Origin of the sequence: Streptomyces sp. HNM0575, from assembly GCF_012726265.1 — a bacterium.
GTDB lineage: Bacteria > Actinomycetota > Actinomycetes > Streptomycetales > Streptomycetaceae > Streptomyces.
The window spans coordinates 264,669-282,618 of record NZ_JAASAG010000009.1 but is presented as its reverse complement, the minus strand read 5'-3'; the positions used below and the strand labels follow the sequence as shown (position 1 = coordinate 282,618).

The 17,950-nt window shown below is 72.3% G+C and carries 16 protein-coding genes; 6 read left to right on the top strand and 10 right to left on the bottom strand.

Annotation, left to right across the window (positions count from 1 at the left end; all coding sequences use genetic code 11):
- The first annotated feature begins 552 nt into the window (after positions 1 to 552).
- Entirely contained in the window at positions 553 to 933 is a 381-nt protein-coding gene (locus tag HCC61_RS22150) for a thioesterase (protein ID WP_169137960.1), read from the top strand.
- A gap of 71 nt (positions 934 to 1,004) precedes the next feature.
- Here the strand turns inward: HCC61_RS22150 and HCC61_RS22145 are convergent, their stop codons facing one another.
- From HCC61_RS22145 to HCC61_RS22120, 6 genes are all read right to left on the bottom strand, one after another.
- Positions 1,005 to 1,634: a DUF1345 domain-containing protein gene (locus HCC61_RS22145; RefSeq protein ID WP_169137958.1), complete on the bottom strand. Its 630-nt coding sequence runs from the start codon at positions 1,632 to 1,634 to the stop codon at positions 1,005 to 1,007.
- 108 nt (positions 1,635 to 1,742) lie between these two features.
- Positions 1,743 to 2,597: an SAM-dependent methyltransferase gene (locus HCC61_RS22140; RefSeq protein ID WP_169137956.1), complete on the bottom strand. Its 855-nt coding sequence runs from the start codon at positions 2,595 to 2,597 to the stop codon at positions 1,743 to 1,745.
- 107 nt (positions 2,598 to 2,704) lie between these two features.
- Positions 2,705 to 3,772 carry an iron-siderophore ABC transporter substrate-binding protein gene (locus tag HCC61_RS22135; protein ID WP_169137954.1) on the bottom strand — a complete coding sequence of 356 codons (1,068 nt, stop codon included), beginning with the start codon at positions 3,770 to 3,772 and terminating at the stop codon, positions 2,705 to 2,707.
- 64 nt (positions 3,773 to 3,836) lie between these two features.
- Complete coding sequence (locus tag HCC61_RS22130) at positions 3,837 to 4,613, bottom strand: ABC transporter ATP-binding protein (protein ID WP_169138151.1); 777 nt, start codon at positions 4,611 to 4,613, stop codon at positions 3,837 to 3,839.
- 71 nt (positions 4,614 to 4,684) lie between these two features.
- A complete protein-coding gene (locus tag HCC61_RS22125) occupies positions 4,685 to 5,791 on the bottom strand; it encodes an iron chelate uptake ABC transporter family permease subunit (protein ID WP_169138150.1) in 1,107 nt (368 codons plus the stop codon).
- Between the two features lie 74 nt (positions 5,792 to 5,865).
- Entirely contained in the window at positions 5,866 to 6,930 is a 1,065-nt protein-coding gene (locus HCC61_RS22120; protein ID WP_240969195.1) for an iron chelate uptake ABC transporter family permease subunit, read from the bottom strand.
- Between the two features lie 315 nt (positions 6,931 to 7,245).
- On the opposite strand from HCC61_RS22120, the gene HCC61_RS22115 reads away from it, so the two are divergent.
- The gene (locus HCC61_RS22115) at positions 7,246 to 7,770 is read left to right on the top strand and encodes an MSMEG_1061 family FMN-dependent PPOX-type flavoprotein (RefSeq protein WP_206322887.1); all 525 of its coding nucleotides are present in this window, start codon (positions 7,246 to 7,248) and stop codon (positions 7,768 to 7,770) included.
- A gap of 382 nt (positions 7,771 to 8,152) precedes the next feature.
- Here the strand turns inward: HCC61_RS22115 and HCC61_RS22110 are convergent, their stop codons facing one another.
- Positions 8,153 to 9,814: an HtaA domain-containing protein gene (locus HCC61_RS22110; protein WP_169137950.1), complete on the bottom strand. Its 1,662-nt coding sequence runs from the start codon at positions 9,812 to 9,814 to the stop codon at positions 8,153 to 8,155.
- A gap of 67 nt (positions 9,815 to 9,881) precedes the next feature.
- Positions 9,882 to 11,333, bottom strand: coding sequence for an HtaA domain-containing protein (locus HCC61_RS22105; protein WP_169137948.1), 1,452 nt, complete (start codon positions 11,331 to 11,333; stop codon positions 9,882 to 9,884).
- Between the two features lie 225 nt (positions 11,334 to 11,558).
- On the opposite strand from HCC61_RS22105, the gene HCC61_RS22100 reads away from it, so the two are divergent.
- The 4 genes from HCC61_RS22100 to HCC61_RS22085 all read left to right on the top strand — a co-directional run bounded on the left by HCC61_RS22100 (position 11,559) and on the right by HCC61_RS22085 (position 15,965).
- Positions 11,559 to 12,560 carry an ABC transporter substrate-binding protein gene (locus tag HCC61_RS22100; protein ID WP_206322832.1) on the top strand — a complete coding sequence of 334 codons (1,002 nt, stop codon included), beginning with the start codon at positions 11,559 to 11,561 and terminating at the stop codon, positions 12,558 to 12,560.
- Positions 12,561 to 12,700: 140 nt separating this feature from the next.
- On the top strand, positions 12,701 to 13,759 hold the full coding sequence (locus HCC61_RS22095) for an iron ABC transporter permease (RefSeq protein ID WP_169138148.1): 1,059 nt from the start codon (positions 12,701 to 12,703) through the stop codon (positions 13,757 to 13,759).
- A 74-nt stretch (positions 13,760 to 13,833) separates the two neighbouring features.
- A complete protein-coding gene (locus HCC61_RS22090) occupies positions 13,834 to 14,751 on the top strand; it encodes a heme ABC transporter ATP-binding protein (RefSeq protein WP_169137944.1) in 918 nt (305 codons plus the stop codon).
- A gap of 218 nt (positions 14,752 to 14,969) precedes the next feature.
- Positions 14,970 to 15,965, top strand: coding sequence for a methyltransferase (locus HCC61_RS22085; RefSeq protein ID WP_346777335.1), 996 nt, complete (start codon positions 14,970 to 14,972; stop codon positions 15,963 to 15,965).
- Between the two features lie 109 nt (positions 15,966 to 16,074).
- Here HCC61_RS22085 and HCC61_RS22080 read toward each other — a convergent pair whose 3' ends face one another.
- Complete coding sequence (locus HCC61_RS22080; RefSeq protein WP_346777324.1) at positions 16,075 to 17,088, bottom strand: ABC transporter substrate-binding protein; 1,014 nt, start codon at positions 17,086 to 17,088, stop codon at positions 16,075 to 16,077.
- Positions 17,089 to 17,168: 80 nt separating this feature from the next.
- Positions 17,169 to 17,936 (bottom strand): GntR family transcriptional regulator, encoded by a 768-nt coding sequence (locus HCC61_RS31300; RefSeq protein ID WP_346777323.1) that lies wholly within the window; start codon positions 17,934 to 17,936, stop codon positions 17,169 to 17,171.
- Between the last annotated feature and the right edge of the window lie 14 nt (positions 17,937 to 17,950).

The window sequence follows — 17,950 nt, the reverse complement described above, 5'->3', positions numbered from 1 at the left end:
GGGGCAGCGCTCCGATTCAGGTAAACATTACGAAAGCCACGTTGAGGGGATGCGGCTCATCGCGGCTTCCTGAGTCAACCTATCGTGCGGCAGAGTACCGGCACAGCATTACGGCGGCTGGTTTGGCCTCCACGACAACCGGGGTTGTGTATCGCACTACGACCTTGCGTCGCCGCACACACGCACGCGTGAAATCACCCTGCCGTAAGCCTTCGGCGTCGTAAGCCCACGGTCTTACGCGACCGGGCCGGACCGCCGAGACGGAGCGCGAACTGTGAATGATTTGCGTCACCTTGCGTCCGTCGGGTCCGGACGGCGTCGGAGCCGCGGACCGGGATGAATGAAGCCGGTGAATGAAGCTACTGCATGGAACCCTCGCCCCTGTCGTCGCTGTGCGGCGTTTGTCCCGTGCGACAAGGCCGTTTGTTGCCGGTGCCAGCGCTGGAATGGAAGGCTTTCGGAATCCGGCGCTCGGCCATAGCGTCCAGGGTGAGCAGCTCCCGTTGCGGGCTTTTCAAGATGGTTTATCGAATGCATGCAGGGTGATGAACGATGCGCTATGAAGTGACGGAAGCCGATACGGCGATGGCGATCGGCAGCGGCGATGTGCCCGTTCTCGCCACCCCGCGGTTGATCACGTGGATGGAAGCAGAGACCGTACGGTCGGCCACGCCGCTCGTCGCAGACGGCCAGACGACGGTGGGGACCGCCGTCCGCGTCGACCACCGCCGTGCCACACCGGTGGGCGGGGTGGTCGAGGTGACGGCCGAACTTCCGGCCACCGCAGCCGGCCGGAAGCTCACCTTCGCCGTGCGCGCCGTGGACGACTGCGGTGAGCTTGTCGCGGCAGGGGAGATGGACCGGGCGATCGTCGACCGGCAGCGGTTCCTGCCGGTGACGTCTGCTTCGAGCGGGCACAGCCTGGCGGGATAGCGCTCCCGGTATCGCGCCGCCCGTCTCATGAAGAGCAGCGGGGCAGATCAGACCCCGGGCCCTGCCCGGGATCAGCTGCTGACGATTCCGACGACGAGGTTGATCGCCGTGGCCAGGATGCTGGTGCCGAAGGCGTAGGACAGCAGGCAGTGCCGCAGCGCCATCGCACGGATCGCTGAATTCGAGACGTCCGTGTCGGAGACCTGATACGTCATGCTGAGGTTGTAGCTGAAGTAGAAGAAGTCCCGGTACGCGGGCGGTTGGTCGGAGTTGAAGTCGATCCCGCCCGCGGCGTCCACGTAGTAGAGATACGCGTAGCGAGTCGCATACATCAGATGCAGTGCCGCCCATGCCATGAATACGCCGGCGAGCGCCGCCGCGGCGTGGCTGGTGTCGGAGTTTCCGAGCAGAAGCACCACGATTCCGCCCAGGCCGCACAGAGCGGCCGCGATGACGACGAGTTCCTCGGTGAGGGGGCGGAAGTCCTCGCGTCCCGCATTGCGGCGGGTGGAATCGGCATCCATCGGCCAGAGCACCGTCCAGCCGGCCACCACGAAGCAGGTTTCGGTCGCGGCGATGGCCGCAAGAATGCCGAGCGGGGTGTCGACCGAAAATCCGACGACAGTGCCGATCGCCACTCCGACGACTGCCGCGGCGGCAAGCCGGGTAACAGCGGATATCGGCAACCAGGCGCTGTTCATGGAGGTCAACGATAGCGGCCTCCTCGCCGATCAGCGTGCCGCTGATGGCGTCTCAGGACGCTGTCGCGCGGGCGTGCTCACGGCCGTCGCTCCACACGCGCTCCGCCGTCACCCACGGCGCCCGAGGGCGAACCAGAAGACGGGGGAGTCCGGCACGGCAGGGTCGAGGACGGCGGGCAGCGCGCGGCCGGTCCCGCCGACAAGGTCCGACGGCTCCGCCAGGGCCGCGCTCCAGCCGTGCCCGGCGAGCCACGCTTCGGGATCGGTGACCGTACTGCCGAACGCGGAGCCGTTGGCCGCCAGGGTCTGCGTGCCGGCTGCGAACGCCTCGCTCCGCAGCGCCTCCGGGTATGCGTGGTCGGCGATCAGGCGGCTGCCGGGCGCCGCCAGCGCGGTGATGCGGGACAGCAGCCCGTCGTCGTCGGCGAGGTACATCAGCAGCCCCTCGACCAGCCACAGTGAGGGCTGTTCCGGCCGGAACCCGCCGTCCAGCAGCGGCGATTCCCAGTCGTCGTCCAAGTCGGCGCGGACCGCCGTGCGTTCGCAGGACGCCCGGGCGCCGACGGCGGCCAGTGTCTCCTGCTTGAAGGCGATCAGCTCCGGGAAGTCGATCTCGAACAGCCGGACGTCGCCGGGCCAGGACAGCCGATAGGCGCGCGCGTCCAACCCCGCGGCGGGCAGCACGACTTGGCGTACGCCCTCCTCGCATACCGCACGCAGCGTCCAGTCGTCGAACAGCCGGGTGCGCAGCGCGACGTAGTCGCCCATCGCGGGGCAGAGGTCGCTGAGCGTGCCGCCGTCCTGGAGCCATGGGAAGGGCCCGTCCGCCGGTGCCGCGGCGTCGACGAAGGCGCCCGCCAGCGGATCGTCGACCAGTCGGTCCTCGCGCGCCGTCTCGACGCGCCGCTCGTTCGCCATGGCGACGGCCGTCAACGCGACGCCGTGCGTGGGGGATTGGGTCATCTTCGCTCCTCGGGTACGGGCGGCGGGGGTGCGCGACGGCGAGGGCCGGGGCGCGGAGGGACGGCGACGACGCAGCACCGGCAGCGCGGGCGGCGCAGCGGGCACGCCTACTTCTTCAGGGCGTCCGCGAAGACCGGGACGACCTTCTTCAGCGCGTACGGGGTGGAGAGCACCGAGTCCGTGGCGAAGGCGGAGCTGAGCTTCTTGTCGCCGAAGACCACGGAGTGGCCCTTGCGCACCGACGGAACGGCGCGGAAGAGCGGGTCCTCACGGACCTTGTCCGCGGAGACGCCGATCGGGGAGACGACGGTGAGGTCGGCGTCGAGCAGGTCGAGGTTCTCGCGGGCGACCGGCACCGAGAAGGCCTTCCCCGCCCTGGCCTCGACCTTCGGGTTGTTGCGGAAGCCCAGGCGTTCGACGAAGTCGACGCGTCCGCCGCCGCGTACGTACGCGCCGTAGGCGTCGGCCGTACGCGACCCCAGCGTGACGGTCGTGCCCTTGAACTCCGGGTGCGCCTTGACCGCCTCGGCGAACGCGCGGTCGTTCCGGGCGATGAGGCGGCGGGCGCGCTCCTCGCGGCCGAGTGCCTTGGCGACCAGCTTGGTCTGCTGCTCCCAGCTGATCTGGTACTGGTCGCCGCCCTCGGGCACGCCCACGGTCGGCGCGATCTTCTTCAGGGTGTCGTAACGCTCCCTGGTGCCACTGGACTTGGTGTCCAGGATCAGGTCCGGCCGGAGGCCGGCGATCTTCTCGTACTCCGGCTCCAGCGTGCCGATCTTCTTCGGGCTCTTCGTGTAGCGTCCCTCGGCCCAGGGGCCGACGCCGTCGCCGCCGAAGGCCAGCCAGTCGCTCTGCGCGACCGGCTGCACCCCCAGCGCCAGTGCGGTCTCGGCGTCTCCCCAGCCCAGAGCGACCACGCGCTTCGGCTTCTCCGGCACCGAGACCTCTCCGAACTTCGTGGTGACCGTACGGCCGCCCGCGGCGTCTCCGTTCCCGTCACCCGTGGTGCCGCAGCCGGTGAGCCCCAGGAGCAGGGCACCCAGGGCGAGTGCGGCAGTGGTGGTGCGGCGCGTCCCAACTCCCGGGCGGCGCGGGGCAGTCGGGCGGCGGAAGGAGACCGGTGCCGGCGCGGGGACCTGGCTCGGCTTGCGCGGGGGATGAGCAACGGGTGTCATCTTGGTTAGGTTAGCCTAAGTTAAGTGAGAGGGGGCTGCTCGCGTGCGGACGGGACGGCCGTTCTCAGTCCCCGGCGACCACGTGGTGCCGCCCGATCGGCACGATCATCGGTGTGTGCGACGACGGGTCGGTGACCACCGAGCAGCGCATGCCGAAGACTTCGGTGACCAGCTCCTCGGTCACGACGTCCGACGGCCGGCCCTCCGCGACGATGCCGCCGTCCTTCATCACGACGAGGTGATCGGCGTACCGGCAGGCGAGGTTGAGGTCGTGCAGCACCACGACGACCGTGGTGGCGGCCGCGCGGTTCAGATCGGTCAGCAGGTCCAGCACGTCGAGTTGGTGGCTCACGTCCAGGAACGTGGTCGGCTCGTCCAGCAGCAGGATGTCGGTGCCCTGGGCGAGTGCCATGGCGATCCACACCCGCTGCCGCTGTCCGCCGGAGAGTTCGCCCACCGGGCGCTCCGCCAGCTCCAGCACGTCCGTTGCCAGCATGGCGCGCGCGACGGCCGTGTCGTCCTCGGCCGTCCGCCTGCGGAACCAGTCCTGGTGCGGATAGCGGCCGCGGCCGACCAGGTCGGCGACCGTGATGCCCTCGGGGGCCACCGGGGCCTGCGGCAGGATGCCGAGCACCGTCGCGATCTGCTTCGTCGGCAGTTCGCCGAGGCTCCGGCCGTCCAGCCGTACGGTGCCGGCCGTGGGGGACAGCAGCCGGGCCAGCGCGCGCAACAGCGTTGACTTTCCACAGGCGTTGGGCCCGACGATCATCGTCACCGCGCCCGGCGGCACGTCCGCCGTCAGGCCCGAGATCACCTCGCGGTCGCCGTAGCCGAGGTGCATCTCCCGTGTGCCCAGGGTGTGTTGGGCACCTCCCTCGACCTGCCGCCCGTCCTTCGCGTACACCGCCACCGTCAACCGCCTTTCCCCACCCGGTTCGTACGCGCCAGCAGCCACAGCAGATACGGCGCCCCGATCACGCTCGTCACCACGCCCACCGGGAACTGCGTCTCCCCGAGCAGATGCTGCGCCACGAAGTCGGCGAGCAGGACGATGAGCGAGCCCAGCAGCGCCGAGTGCGTCAGCGCCGGGCCGCGCGAGGGTGCCAGGCGGCGGGCGATCGGGGCCGATACGAACGCCACGAACGCCACCGGCCCCGCGGCCGCCGTCGCCGCGGCGGACAGCCCCACCGCGCATGCCAGCAGCGCGACCCTGCTGCGCTGCACGGCCGCACCGAGTCCGCCCGCCGTCTCGTCGCCCAGCTCCAGCACCCGCAGCGTGCGCGCGGCAAGGAAGGTGAGCGGCGTGAGCACTGCCAGGGCGCCCAGCAGCGGCCAGACGTGCTTCCAGGAGCGCTCGTTGAGGCTGCCGGTGAGCCAGACCAGGGCCTGCTGCGCCTCGGTCACCTCGGAGCGGGTCAGTACGTAGGAGATGAGACTGGAGAGCGCAGCACCCACGCCGATGCCGACGAGCACCAGGCGGTACCCGGCGACGCCCCGCCGCCACGCGAGCGCGTAGATCAGGGCGCTCGCCACCAGCGCCCCGGCAAGCGCCATGCCGGACAGCGCGATACCGGACAGCCCGAACACGAGGCTGCCCAGTACGGCTGCCGCACTCGCTCCGGCGCTGATGCCGATGATGTCGGGGCTGGCGAGGGGGTTGCGCAGCATGGTCTGGAAGACCGCGCCCGACATGCCGAACGCCGCCCCCGTCAGCAGCCCGGTGAGCGCCCGGGGCAGCCGCAGGTCGAGCAGGACGAAGCGGCTGCCGCCGGTACCCCCGCCGGCAAGGGTGCGCAGCAACTCCGGGACGGGGATGGCCACTTCGCCGTATGACAGGCTCGCGCACAGCACGGCGAGCACTCCCGCGGCGAGCACGCCGGCGACGGCCGCCGAGCGGACGGCCGGTGCGCGGCGGGCACGGCGCACCTCCCGTACGGCGGCGGCGACTTGGGCCTCGGAGAACACCGGCGGGCCCGTGCCGGTCGGCGCGCCCGTGCCGTTCCGCTCGCCGAGCGGCATGGCGTCGGGTGCGGTGAGCCCGGCCACAGCGTGCGCGTGCGGGTGCGGGTGCGGGTGCTGATCCCGGCGGCCGTTCACAGCTCGGCCGTCTTCCGGCGCCGTACCAGCGCGACGAAGGGCACCGCGCCGATCGCCGCGGTGACGATGCCGGCCTGCACCTCGCCCGGCCAGGCGATCAGACGGCCGGCCAGGTCGGCGAGGAGGAGCAGTACCGGTGCCAACAGCGCGCTGTAGGGCAGGATCCAGCGGTAGTCGGGCCCGGTGAGCAGCCGCGCCGCGTGCGGCACCACGAGGCCGACGAAACCGATCGGCCCGGCCACGACGGTCGCCCCGCCCGCGAGCAGCACCACGGCGGCCACGGCCCCGGCCCGTGCCGCCCCCACCCGCTGCCCCAGCCCGCGGGCCAGGTCGTCGCCGAGCGCGAGCGCGTTCAGTCGCGGTCCCAGCAGCAGCGCGCAGCACACGCCGACCGCCAGCAGCGGCGCGACCTGCCACAGCACGCCGGTCTCCCGCGCGGTGAGCGCCCCCACCTGCCAGAAGCGGAACTGCTCGAAGGTCTCATCGTCGGTCAGCAGCACGGCAGTTGTGAGCGAGCCGAGCACGGCGCTGGTCGCCGCGCCCGCGAGCGCCAGCTTCACGGGAGTGGCACCCGCCGGGCCGAGCGCCCCCACCCCGTGCACGAGGGCCGCCGCGAACAGCGCCCCGAGCAGGCCGAACCAGACGTACTGTCCCGGCTCGGTCAGACCGAACACGCTCATCGAGAGCACCACGGCCACGGACGCGCCCGAGTTGACGCCCAGCAGCCCCGGATCCGCGAGCGGATTGCGGGTCACCCCCTGCATCACCGCCCCGGCCAGCCCCAGCGCGACACCGGCCAGCACCCCGGCGAGGGTGCGGGGCACACGCACCTCGCGGACGATCAACTGCGCCTTGTCGGCGGGGTCGTAGGAGCCGCCGAAGGGAGCGACGGCGTGCCATACGGCCGCTGCGGAGACGTCGCCGCTGCCGATGAGGAGGCTGGCCGCCACCGTCAGCAGCAGCGCGATGGCCGCGACCGGCAGCCCGGCGGCGACGACGGCGCGGCCCCGCGGGCGGCGCCATCTGCCGTGCCCGGCACCGGAGTCGGCCGTACGACGCAGATACGCGGCGACGTCGTCCGGAGGCGCGGCCCCGTCCGGGGGTGGCTCTCCGGTTCCTGCGGTGAGGGCCGGAGCGCGTTCGCGGGGCGCGGATCGTCGCACTCTGCTGCCCCTCGTCATGCCCGGCCCGGCGCGATCACGGACGCGGGGAAGGGCTGGCCTGTCGTGAAGTAAAGTTAGGTCAGCCTATCCTAATAACGAACCGCGGCCTGACCGGCGGGCCACCACGTCGCCGGCGGCGCAGGCGCCGAACCGGGAGCAGAAGTGCCGAACCCCCAACCGGCCACCGCCGGCGCCCAGATCACCGTCGAGGACCTGCCGCCGGCCGCCGACCGCACCGGCTTCACCGAGGTCGGCTCCGCGGCCCAGCTCCGCGAACTCCTGGGCGAGCCGCACCCGATCGTGCTGGACAAGGTCCACCGGCGGCTGGCCGACGCCGACTTGGACATGCTGGCCCGCTCACCGTTCTGCCTGCTGGCCACCAGCGACGCGGACGGCAACTGCGACGCCTCCCCGCGAGGCGGCGAACCGGGCTTCGCCCGGGCACTCGACCCGGGAACGCTGGTACTGCCGGACCTGCCCGGCAACCGGCGGGGCGACAGCTTCCACAACATCCTCCGGAACCCCCGCGCCGGGCTCGTGTTCCTGGTGCCCGGCTCGACCGACGTCCTGCGCGTCAACGGGCGGGCGCGGATCCTGCGGGACGCGCCCTTCTTCGACGACATGACGTCGAAGGGCCGCAGGCCCCGACTGGCCCTTCTCATCGAGACGGACGAGATCTACCGGCACTGCCCCCAGTCGCTCAACCGGGCCGGTCTGTGGGGTCACGGCCCCCGCTGACCGCGCGGCCGGGGCCAGGCGCCGCCGGGCCGTCCGTGGCCGGACCGAGCCGGGATCGCCGTACGGGCCGTGAGTGGAGTGCAACCGGTGAACCGCTCGGCTCGCACGGCGAGGCCAACTTCGACCGGGCCGGGGTGGTGAGCTATGACGCGGGCTGACCCGGGCCCGGTCGGGCCGTGCCGTGAGGTGCCGGGCTGATCGATCCCGGGAAGCGATGGACGCACCCCCCGCCGGACGCCCCTCCCAGAGGGCCGGCCGCGTTCCGCCCGAGGCCGTGGTACGGACGGAACGATGGAGCGGGGGGTGCCGGAGAGCTGGCCCATCAGCTCTCGTCAGGGGCCGGCGGCCACGTGTCGGCGAGGCCGCCGGCCGGTTCAGGGGGTCAGCTCCCGTGCGTGGTGCCCGGGGTGCTGCGGGTGCGGCGGTGCGCGGCGCACACCGCTCCGGCACCCAGCGCGGCGAGCAGCGCCGCGCCGCCCAGCAGCGGACCGGAGGGCAGGCTGCTGCCGGTGGAAGCGAGCGCCCCGCTGCCGCCCGCACCGCCGACGCTGCCCGCACCGCCCGCGGAGGCGCCGTCGCCACCGCCCGTACCGCTTGACGATCCGGGACCGTCACCCGAACCCGCCCCGGGCAGTGAGGCGTTCTCGTCGAGCGAGACCGCCGCCGTGACCGGGTCGAGCGCGTCGCCCGCCTCGTAGAAGCCGCCGAAGGCCTCCGCTCCCTCGGTGGTGAGCGTGGCCGGGGCCTTCTTCACGGTGACGACGTCCTTGACCGGGTCCAGCGCGCCGGCGTCCAGCTTGAGGCTCGCGACGGAGAGGGCCTTGTGCGTGGTGACCTTGCCGCTCTCCCGGTCCTTGCTGCGCACGTCGGATATGAGCGTGCCCTTGGTGCCGTCCGCCTTCACCCTGAGGCCGGAGAAGGTGAGGTCGAGGCTGTAGGAGCCGTCTTCCTCGTGGCCGAGGAAGCGGACGCCGCCCTTGAACGAGGCGTTCAGGGAGCCGGATTCGGCCTTGCCGCTGCCGTCGGGGAAGCGGTAGCCGCCGTCGGTGGATCGGGCGCCGTCGGAGAGGACCACCTTGCCGTGGGCGATGGGCCCCGTGACGTATTCGCGGAAGGACTTCTTGACGCCCCAGTCGAGGTTGCCGTCGACGATGGTGCCGCTCCGGGACCCGGCGGTGCTGCTGCCCGCAGCGCTCCCGCCGGAGCTGCTCGTACCGTCCCCCTCCGGACTCCCGCCGGGGCCGCCTGCCGTGCTGCCAGTGTTCCCGGAGCCGGCGGTGCTGCCGGAGCCGGCGGTGCCCGCCGAGCCGCCTGCCGTGCCTCCGCCCCCGGAACCGCCCGAACCGCCGCTGCCCGTACGCACGTTGAGCGTCGCCGGGTCCAGCTTCTCGCCCTCCTTGTAGTAGCCCGCGAAGGCCTTGGCGCCGTCGGCGGTGAGGGTCGCGGGGACGTCCGCGAACGTCGTCGCGCCGTCCTCGCCGGTTCCCGGCTCGACGTCCGTCAGGTCGAGAGCGGCGAGGTCGACGTCCTGCTCGACGTCCTCGGGCTCGTCCGTCCCGTCCGCGCCGGTGCCGGTCGCCACATCGGCCGACAGGAAGCCGCCCTTCCCCTCGGTGGTGACCTTGAAGTCGGACAGTTCGATGTCGAGCGCGCCCTGGTGGCCGTAGAGATGGACGCTGCCGTGGAAGGCGGCGCACACGGCGTGCCCGCCCGTGTCGTACGTGCCCTCGCCCTCCGTGAAGCGGAAGGTGCCGTCCTCGTTCGTCTCCGCGCCGTCCGCGACCGTGATCCTGCCGTTGGCTATCGGCCCCGTGATGTAGTCGCGGAAGGACTTCTTGATGCCCCAGTCCAGGGTGCCGTCCGTGAGCGGGACGGGAGCGGCCGGAGCGGGCCGGGCCCCGGCGAGGGTGTTGCTCCGGGCTCCGGTCGCGGCGTGAGCGGGCAGCGCGAAGGCCGCCGTGCTCAGCACGGTCGCCGTCGCGGCGACCAGAGCGATGGCTCTGCCGCGTGAACGGCTGCGCGGGGATGGTGGGTTGGCGCTCATGGTCGTGTTTCTCTCCTCGGAGTGGCGGACGGTGGGGATCGGAGGCGGGGCGTGCTGCGCGCTCGGCTCAGCCGGCGGGAGGGTCGCCTCGCTTCCTGCGGACGACGGCGAACGCGATCGCGGCGGCGAGGAGTACGGCGGCGACTCCCGCTCCGGTCGCGATCAGCGGCCCCGACGAGGAGGCGGAGGATTCGGAGGCGGCCTTCCCGGACCGCTGCGATCCGGCCTTCTCCTGCGAGGGCGCGGAGGCTCCACTGCCGAGGTCGGGGAGTGCGGGGAGTTCGGCGTCGCGGTCGAGCGCGACGGCGAGCGAGACGGGGTCCATGGCGGTGCCCTCGGCATACATCCCGCCGAATGCCCTGGCGCCCCGGGAAGTGAGCTTCGCCGGCGCCTCGTCGAGGGCGACCAGGCCCTTGCCGTCCGGTTCGAGGGCGGACTTCTTCGCGGTGAAGGTCACCAGTGGCTGATCCTTCGCGGTCCTGCCGCCGGTGCGCACATCGGCGGAGAGGGTGCCTTCGCCGTCGTCGACGCGCACGGAGACCTTCGACAGCGCGAGGTCGAGGTGCTGGCCGGTGAAGCGGACCGTGCCGGTGAAGTCCGCCCGGAGCACGCCCTCTTCGAGGTCGTACTCGCCCTTGCCGTGACCGAAGCGGAAGAGCGCGCCGCCGTCCTGTGCGCCGTCGGTGAGCTTCCACCCGCCCTTGGCGACGGTGCCGGTGACGTACTCGCGGAAGGTGCGGCGCACGCCCCAGTCGACGGCGGCGTCCTCGATGCGGCCCGCGTCCTCCGGCTTCTCCGCGCCGTCCTTCGCGGACTCGTCCTTGCCCGCGTCGCCGCCCTTCTTCCCCTGCCGCGCCGTCAGATCGACGGAGAGGCTGACGGGGTCGAGCGGCGTGCCCTTCTTGTAGTAGCCGGCGAACGACTCGGCGCCCTCGGCGGTCAGGGAGGCGGGCACGTGGGTCAGGACGAGGGGGCTCTTGCCGCCGCGCATGTCCACGCCGGAGAGATCCAGTGCGGCGAGCGGCACTCGGGACCGTACGGACAGGTGTCCGCTGCCCTTGGCCTTGCTGCGGATGTCGGCGTACAGGGTGCCCGAGCCGCCCTTGATCCGGACGGACGGCCGGCTGACGGTCAGATCCAACTCATGGGTGCCGTCGGGCTTCTTGTGCCCGGTGAAGCGGACGCCGCCCCGGAACGCGGCGTCGAAGGCGCCGCTCCCGGGGGAGTAGTCGCCGGTCGCCGAGTGGAACCGGAACTGGCTTCTGCCGGCCGTCGCCGCACCGTCGTCGAGGGTCCAGCGGCCCTTGGCGATGGGCCCGGTCACATAGCTCTGGAAGGACTCCTTGATGCCCCAGTCCAACCGCCCGCCGGAGACGGCCTGTTGGGCCGCGTCGGCCCTGGCCGCTTCGGGAGCCGCGGCCGTCGCCGCCTCCGCGGCGGCCGCCGGCATCGCCGTCAGCGGCAGCGCGGTCAGCAGCGCCAGCGCGAGTGCGCGCGGCAGGCGTCCGGCAAACGGCATCGGTGCTTCTCCAGTCACAGCGGGCACGGCCACGGTGGTCGGCCGGTCGGGCCGGCACTCGGTGGGGCCGGGCGTGGGACCCGGGCGTGGGGCGAGGGACAACCGGGACTAGCAACGTTAGGTAAGCCTAACCTAAGCTATCCGGGACTCGACTGGAACCCCCCGGTTCCGGCACTCCACGCGAAAGGCGCAGAAGTGCATCAACGCCCGCGCACACTCGGGGCCTTGGCGGTCGTACTCGTCCTGGCGCCCGCCCTCCTCGCCGGCTGCGGCGGGGGCGCCGGCGGGGGACCGGGGAAGGGATCCGGGAGCGGTGGGGAGCGGTCCGCGCACTCGGCCGGCGACCGCGCCGAGCCCCTGAGCGGCCCCGCCCCCGAGCCCCGGCTGCCCGCCCGCGTCACGTCCGCGGACGGGCACCGGGTGACGGTGCGCGACGCCCGTCGCATCGTGCCGCTCACCGGGTCCCTCTCCGAGACCGTCTACAGCCTCGGCCTCGGAAAGCGGGTCGTCGCCCGTGACATCACCACCACGTTCGCGCAGGCAAGGAAGCTGCCCGTGGTCACCCGCGCGCACGACGTCTCCGCGGAGAGCGTGCTGTCCCTCAAGCCGTCCGTCGTACTCGCCGAGACCACGACGGGACCGGCCGAGGCCGTCGACCAGATCCGCGAGGCGGGCATCCCGCTGGTCGTCCTCGACCCCGCCCGGGACCTCGGCGACGTGGACACCCGGATCACCGCCGTGGCCAAGGCACTTGGCGTGGAGGACGCGGGCGACCGGCTGCGCGAGCGCACGGACGAGCGCATCGACGCCGTACGCGAGGCCCTGCCCGGCGGCGGCGACCGGCCCCGCGTCGCCTTCCTCTACCTGCGCGGCTCCGCCTCCGTCTACCTCCTCGGCGGTGCACGCTCCGGTGCCTCGTCCCTGATCGAGGCGGCGGGCGGCGTCGACGCGGGCAAGGAGTCCGGGCTGAAGAAGGACTTCACCGCCATCACCAGCGAGGCGCTCGCGAAGGCGGCGCCCGACGTCATCCTCGTCATGTCCAAGGGCCTGGAGTCCGTGGGCGGGCTGGACGGGCTGCTCAAGATCCCCGGCGTCGCCGAGACACCCGCCGGACAGGACCGCCGAGTCGCCTCCATCGACGACGGCGTACTCCTCAACTACGGCCCCCGCACCGACGAGGTGCTCAAGGACCTCTCCCGGCAGATCCACGAGGACGCAGCCAGGTGAGCGCTCCGGTGCGTCCCGGCGAGGGCGGCACGGACACGGAACCGGCGAAGGAGTCGGACCCGGCCGGTCTCAACACCCGTACAGCCGGGGCTCGTTCGCACGCAGCGGGGACGGGGGATCCGGGCAGACCGCCGGCGGACATCTCGGCCGCGAAGACCCCGCCCCGTAACCGCCGGGGCGCTCCCGCGCTGCTCACCGCCGGACTCGTCGCCGCGCTCGTCGTGCTGGGCCTGCTCTCCGCGAGGATCGGCGCGTACGGGATCCCCGTGGGCGACGTACTCGGCTCGCTCGCCCACCGGTCGGGCCTGGGCGGCGCGCCGCTGGACCGGGTCGCCGAGAGCGTGCTGTGGAACGTGCGGCTGCCGCGCGTCGTTCTCGCCCTTCTCGTCGGCGCCTCGCTCGGCTGCGCGGGAGCCCTGATGCAGGGCGTGTTCGGCAACCCGCTGGCCGAACCCGGCGTGATCGGCATCTCCTCCGGAGCGGCCGTGGGCGCCGTCGCCTCCATCGCGCTCGGGCTGACCTTCCTCGGCAACTGGACGGTCGCCGCCTGCGCGTTCGTCTCCGGGCTCGCCACCGTGCTGCTCGTGTACGTGCTTTCGCGCTCCGGCGGCCGCACGGAGGTGGTGACGCTCATCCTCACCGGCATCGCCGTCAACGCGTTCGCGGGCGCCCTCATCGGCCTGTTCGTCTTCTACGCCGACAACGCGCAGATCTCCCAGATCACCTTCTGGCAGCTCGGTTCGCTGGCGCAGGCCACCTGGCCCAAGGTGCTCGCTGTCCTTCCCTGCGCCCTGCTCGGGCTGCTGGTCGCACCCTTCTACGCCCGGAAGCTCGACCTGCTCTCCCTCGGCGAACGGTCCGCGCGGCACCTCGGCGTCGATGTCGAACGGCTGCGTGTCGCCCTGGTGTTGGTCGTCGCGCTGTTCACGGCGGCCGCCGTCGCCGTCGCGGGCATCGTGACCTTCGTGGGGCTGCTCGTGCCGCACCTGCTGCGCATGGCGGCGGGGCCCGGCCACCGGTTCCTGGTGCCGGGCAGCGCGCTCGGCGGCGCCGCCGTCCTCGTCGCCGCCGACCTCGCCGCCCGTACCGTCGCACAGCCCGCCGAACTGCCCCTCGGCGTCCTCACCGCGCTGCTCGGCAGCCCGTTCTTCTTCTGGCTCCTGCGCAGGACCCGGCGACGCCAGGGCGGCTGGGCATAGCTCTCCCGTCTCCGCCCCACGGACTCGTCTCCGCCTCACGGACTCGTCTCCGCCTCACGGAAAGGGCACCGTCCATGGCACGACTTCTCCCCTCCCCGTACCTGCTCCGGCGCTCCGCGCGCTCCTCGCCGCGAGGACGACCCGCCGCACCCGCCGCACCCGCCGAACCGGCCCTGCCGCCGGGCACCCCGGCGGTGGAGGCGCGCGGCGCGACCGTGCGGCTCGGCGGCCGTACGGTGCTCGACGGCGCCGATCTCGCCCTCGTCCCCGGCGAAGTCGTCGCGCTCGTCGGCCCGAACGGTGCCGGCAAGTCCACGCTGCTGGCCGCGCTCGCCGCCGACACCCGCGTCAGCGGGGGCAGCGTGCACATCGCGGGCCGCTCCGCCGGCGCATGGACGGCCCGCGAACTGGCCGTGCTCCGCGCCGTGTTGCCCCAGACCACCACGCTGTCCTTCCCGTTCACCGTCGCGGAGGTCGTCCGTATGGGACGCGCGCCCTGGACGGGCACCCCGCACGAGGACGACGACGAAGCGGCCGTGGCCGAGGCGATGGCGCTCACGGAGGTCGCGGACTTCGCGGCGCGTCCCTTCTCCGCACTGTCCGGCGGCGAACGCGCCCGCGTCGCGCTGGCCCGTGTGCTCGCCCAACGCGCGCCCGTGCTCCTGCTGGACGAGCCCACAGCGGCCCTCGACCTGCACCATCAGGAACTCGTCCTGCGGGTGTGCCGCGAGCGTGCCGCAGCGGGCGAGGCCGTCGCCGTCGTACTGCACGACCTGACGCTGGCCGCCGCCCACGTGCACCGCATCGCACTGCTGGACGGGGGCCGCGTCATTTCGGTGGGCCCGCCCGGCCAGGTCCTGGATCCGGCCGCGCTCACCCGCGTCTACCGGCATCCCGTCGAAGTCGTCCCGCATCCCCGCACTGCGGCCCGGCTGGTGCTGCCCGTACGGGACGTACCGGCGGACACCCGGGCGGATACCCCTGCCGGCTGAGGTCGCGGCGCTCGTGGAGGCGGCAGCCCAACCGCCCCCGCGGGACGGGCCGTTCACGACTGCCAGGCCGGACTCCGCTCATTAGGTTGGGCTTGCCTTACTCCAAATTCGTGTCGCCTGAGGACCCAGGGGGATCCGTGAACGGTCATGGCGAAGAGCAGGAGACGCGGCAGACGAGGGAGACGCAGCGGACAGGGCCGCCGGCCCGGCCACGGGCCGTGGAGCTCGCCTTGGGGGCGATGGCCGCGCAGACCCTGGCAACCGGCCTTCGGCTGGGCGTCTTCGAAGCCTTCCGGGATGAGCCGCGGACCGCTCAGGACGTGGCCGTCGAGTGCGGCACGCTTCCGCAGCCGACGCTCAGGCTGCTGCGTGCGCTGGCCGGTCTCGGCCTGCTCAGGGAGGACTCACCGGGCCGGTTCGCGGCTACGGGGGAGGGGGCCGTCCTGCGCGAGGACCGGCCGGACTCCATCGCCTCGTTCGTGCACGTCTTCACCGATCCGGCGATGCTGCGCGGCTGGGACCGTCTCGACGACAGCGTCCGTACCGGTGAGACGTCCTTCGACGCGGTCTTCGGCAAGGACTTCTTCACCCACCTCAAGGAGAACCCCGGGCTGTCGGCGCGCTTCAACGCCGCGATGAGCCAGGGAACCCGGTCGACCGCCGAACTGCTCCCGAAGCACTACGACTTCACGGGTTTCCAAAGGGTCGTCGACGTCGGCGGCGGGGACGGCACCCTGCTCTCGGCGGTCCTGCGCGCCCAACCGGGGCTGCACGGCGTGCTGTTCGACTCCGCCGAGGGCCTCGCTCAGGCGGGAGCCGTACTCCAGGACGGCGGGGTGGCGGACCGCTGCACCCTCGAGACGGGTGACTTCTTCCGCTCCGTCCCCGCCGGCGGCGACCTGTACATGCTGAAGAGCATCATCCACGACTGGAACGACGCACAGTGCGCGACCGTTCTCGGGCACTGCCGAGAGGCGATGACCGAGGACGGACGGCTTCTGATCATCGAGCCGGTGATGCCGGACACCGTGCCGCACGAAGGCGTCGCGCCCCCGTACCTGAGCGACCTCAACATGCTGGTGAACGTGGGCGGGCGGGAGCGGACCCGCGACGACTTCGCCGCCCTGTGCCGCGAGGCCGGGTTCGCCGCTCCCACCGTCACCGTGCTGCCCGGCAACGGATTCTCCTTGATCCACGCGGCGCCCCTGCGCTGAGCGACGGTCGTACGATGAGCGACGGTCGTACGGGAGCCGCTCATGACCGGGCCCGCATACCGCGCACACCGGTGACGTACCGGGCCCCGCGTGGCCGCGGGGAACGGGGTCAGCGGAGCGGTCGCGCCTTCCGGATGCCTTCCGCGAGGCTTTCGAGCACGGGGGCGTAGCCCTCGTAGCTGTAGCGCTCCTCCATGGCCCACGGCATGGTCTGCCCGGCCCGTACGGCGGGCAACTCCCGCCATGTGGGCTTCCGTTCGAGATCCTCGGGCGTGAGGGCGGCCTCGCGGTTGTCGATCAGGATGAGGTCCGCGTGGTACTTGCCGGCGTTCTCCCAGCTCAGGAACTCCCAGAAGCCCCACTTGTCGCTCTTGCGTCCCTCGACGAGGTCGACGCCCAACTCCCGGTAGTGGACCAGATCGCAGTACGGGCCGGGCACGGCGACGTACATGTTGTCCGTGTCGCCCGTGACCGCCATGACCTTCAGTCCGGGACGGTCCCGCGCCGCCTTGCGCAACTCTTCTTCCGCCCTCTTGAAACGGGCCTTGGCCGCCTTCACCTTCTGCGTGCGCACATCGGCGCCCAGTGCGGCGGCCAACTGCTCATAGCGCCGCAGCGGGTGGGAGAGCGTGGTGTGCGAGGTCTTGATCCCGATACCGGGCGCGAGGGCGAGGATCTTCTTCGCGCTCTCCTTGGGGACGAACCACAGGTCGGGCGGTGGAAGCATGTTGCTGATGAGGAGCTCGGGCTTCAGGGCCGCGTACCGCTCGATGTCGAACTCGCCCCAGGCGGAGCCCAGATCGGTCAGGCCCTTCATCCGGAGACGGCCTGCCTGCGGGTTCGGCCTGCCGTGGACCGGGTCGCTCGGGCCGAAGACGGCGGTGCACCGTACGCCGTAGTCGTACAGGGCCGCCGCGGAGCCGACGTACGCGACGATTCGCCGGGGCGTGCGCCGCGCCCTCGCCGTTTTTCCCCGGTCGTCCTCGAACCGCCAGGCGCCCGGGGCGGATTCGGAGTCGTCGCCGTCGGTGCCGCAGCCGGCAAGCAGCGCGCCGAGTCCCAGCGATGCGGCGCTGCCGAGCACGCGGCGGCGTGGGAGCGGAGCGCGGTGATCGGCACGCACGACGGCCCCTCTCTGGAGACAGAGCAAGTTAGGCAAGGCTAGCCTAAGTTCTCTGTCAGGGATCCGTGCCCGTCGGGAAGCTAGCGCCCGGGGCGGGGCGTCTCCGCCGTCTCCCGGCCGGTTTCCTTCTTGAGGCCGTCGAGCATCTCGTCGCGGTAGTACGTCAGATGGGCCCGCCAGACCGCTGCGGCCTCAGCCGCCTCGCCGGCCTCGATGTGATCGATGACGCGACGGGTCTCCTCGACGTGCCCTTCGCGAGCGCGCGGCTCGGCGAGCGCCTGCGCCCGCAGGTCGGCCCAACGCGACGACTCCGTGTATTTCAGGGCCGATTCGAGGGCATCGGCGAGGATCGGGTTGCGGGCCGCACGGGCGATGGCCCGGTGGACGTGAAGGTCGCTGCGGTACGCGCCCGTTCGCTCGTACTCCTCCTCGAGGTCCGCGCCGGCCTGCCGCAGACGGTCGATGTCCTCGCGGTAGCGCTTCGTCGCCGCCAGTTCGGCGAGGTGGGGCTCGATGGCGAGGCGTGCTTCGAAGACCTGGGTGGGCACCACCTCTATGCCCCAGTTGGCCACATGCGAAGGGGCCGCCACCACCACGGAGCCGCGGCCCTGGTGCGATTCGATCACGCCTGCCAGTTCGAGCGCGGCGAATGCCTCCCGCAGGGTCGGCCGGCTCACCTGCAACTGCTTGGCCAACTCGCGCTCGGGCGGCAGACGTTCGTGCTGCTGGATCCGTCCGTTCTGAATCGCGGCGACGATCTTGTCCGCCACCTGTGCCGCAGCGCTGCGGACGACCACGGGGGCGGTGAACACGTCTATGGATGCTGTTCCTTCAGAGTCTGCCGTCACAGAAAGCCACTATA

Excerpts from the sequence above, each read along its gene's own strand:
- HCC61_RS22110 (WP_169137950.1), bottom strand. The coding sequence starts at position 9,814 with ATGAGCGCCAACCCACCATCCCCGCGCAGCCGTTCACGCGGCAGAGCC.
- HCC61_RS22150 (WP_169137960.1), top strand. The coding sequence starts at position 553 with ATGCGCTATGAAGTGACGGAAGCCGATACGGCGATGGCGATCGGCAGC.
- HCC61_RS22135 (WP_169137954.1), bottom strand. The coding sequence starts at position 3,772 with ATGACACCCGTTGCTCATCCCCCGCGCAAGCCGAGCCAGGTCCCCGCG.
- HCC61_RS22125 (WP_169138150.1), bottom strand. The coding sequence starts at position 5,791 with ATGCCGCTCGGCGAGCGGAACGGCACGGGCGCGCCGACCGGCACGGGC.
- HCC61_RS22130 (WP_169138151.1), bottom strand. The coding sequence starts at position 4,613 with ATGCACCTCGGCTACGGCGACCGCGAGGTGATCTCGGGCCTGACGGCG.
- HCC61_RS22090 (WP_169137944.1), top strand. The coding sequence starts at position 13,834 with ATGGCACGACTTCTCCCCTCCCCGTACCTGCTCCGGCGCTCCGCGCGC.
- HCC61_RS22145 (WP_169137958.1), bottom strand. The coding sequence starts at position 1,634 with ATGAACAGCGCCTGGTTGCCGATATCCGCTGTTACCCGGCTTGCCGCC.
- HCC61_RS22140 (WP_169137956.1), bottom strand. The coding sequence starts at position 2,597 with ATGACCCAATCCCCCACGCACGGCGTCGCGTTGACGGCCGTCGCCATG.
- HCC61_RS22105 (WP_169137948.1), bottom strand. The coding sequence starts at position 11,333 with ATGCCGTTTGCCGGACGCCTGCCGCGCGCACTCGCGCTGGCGCTGCTG.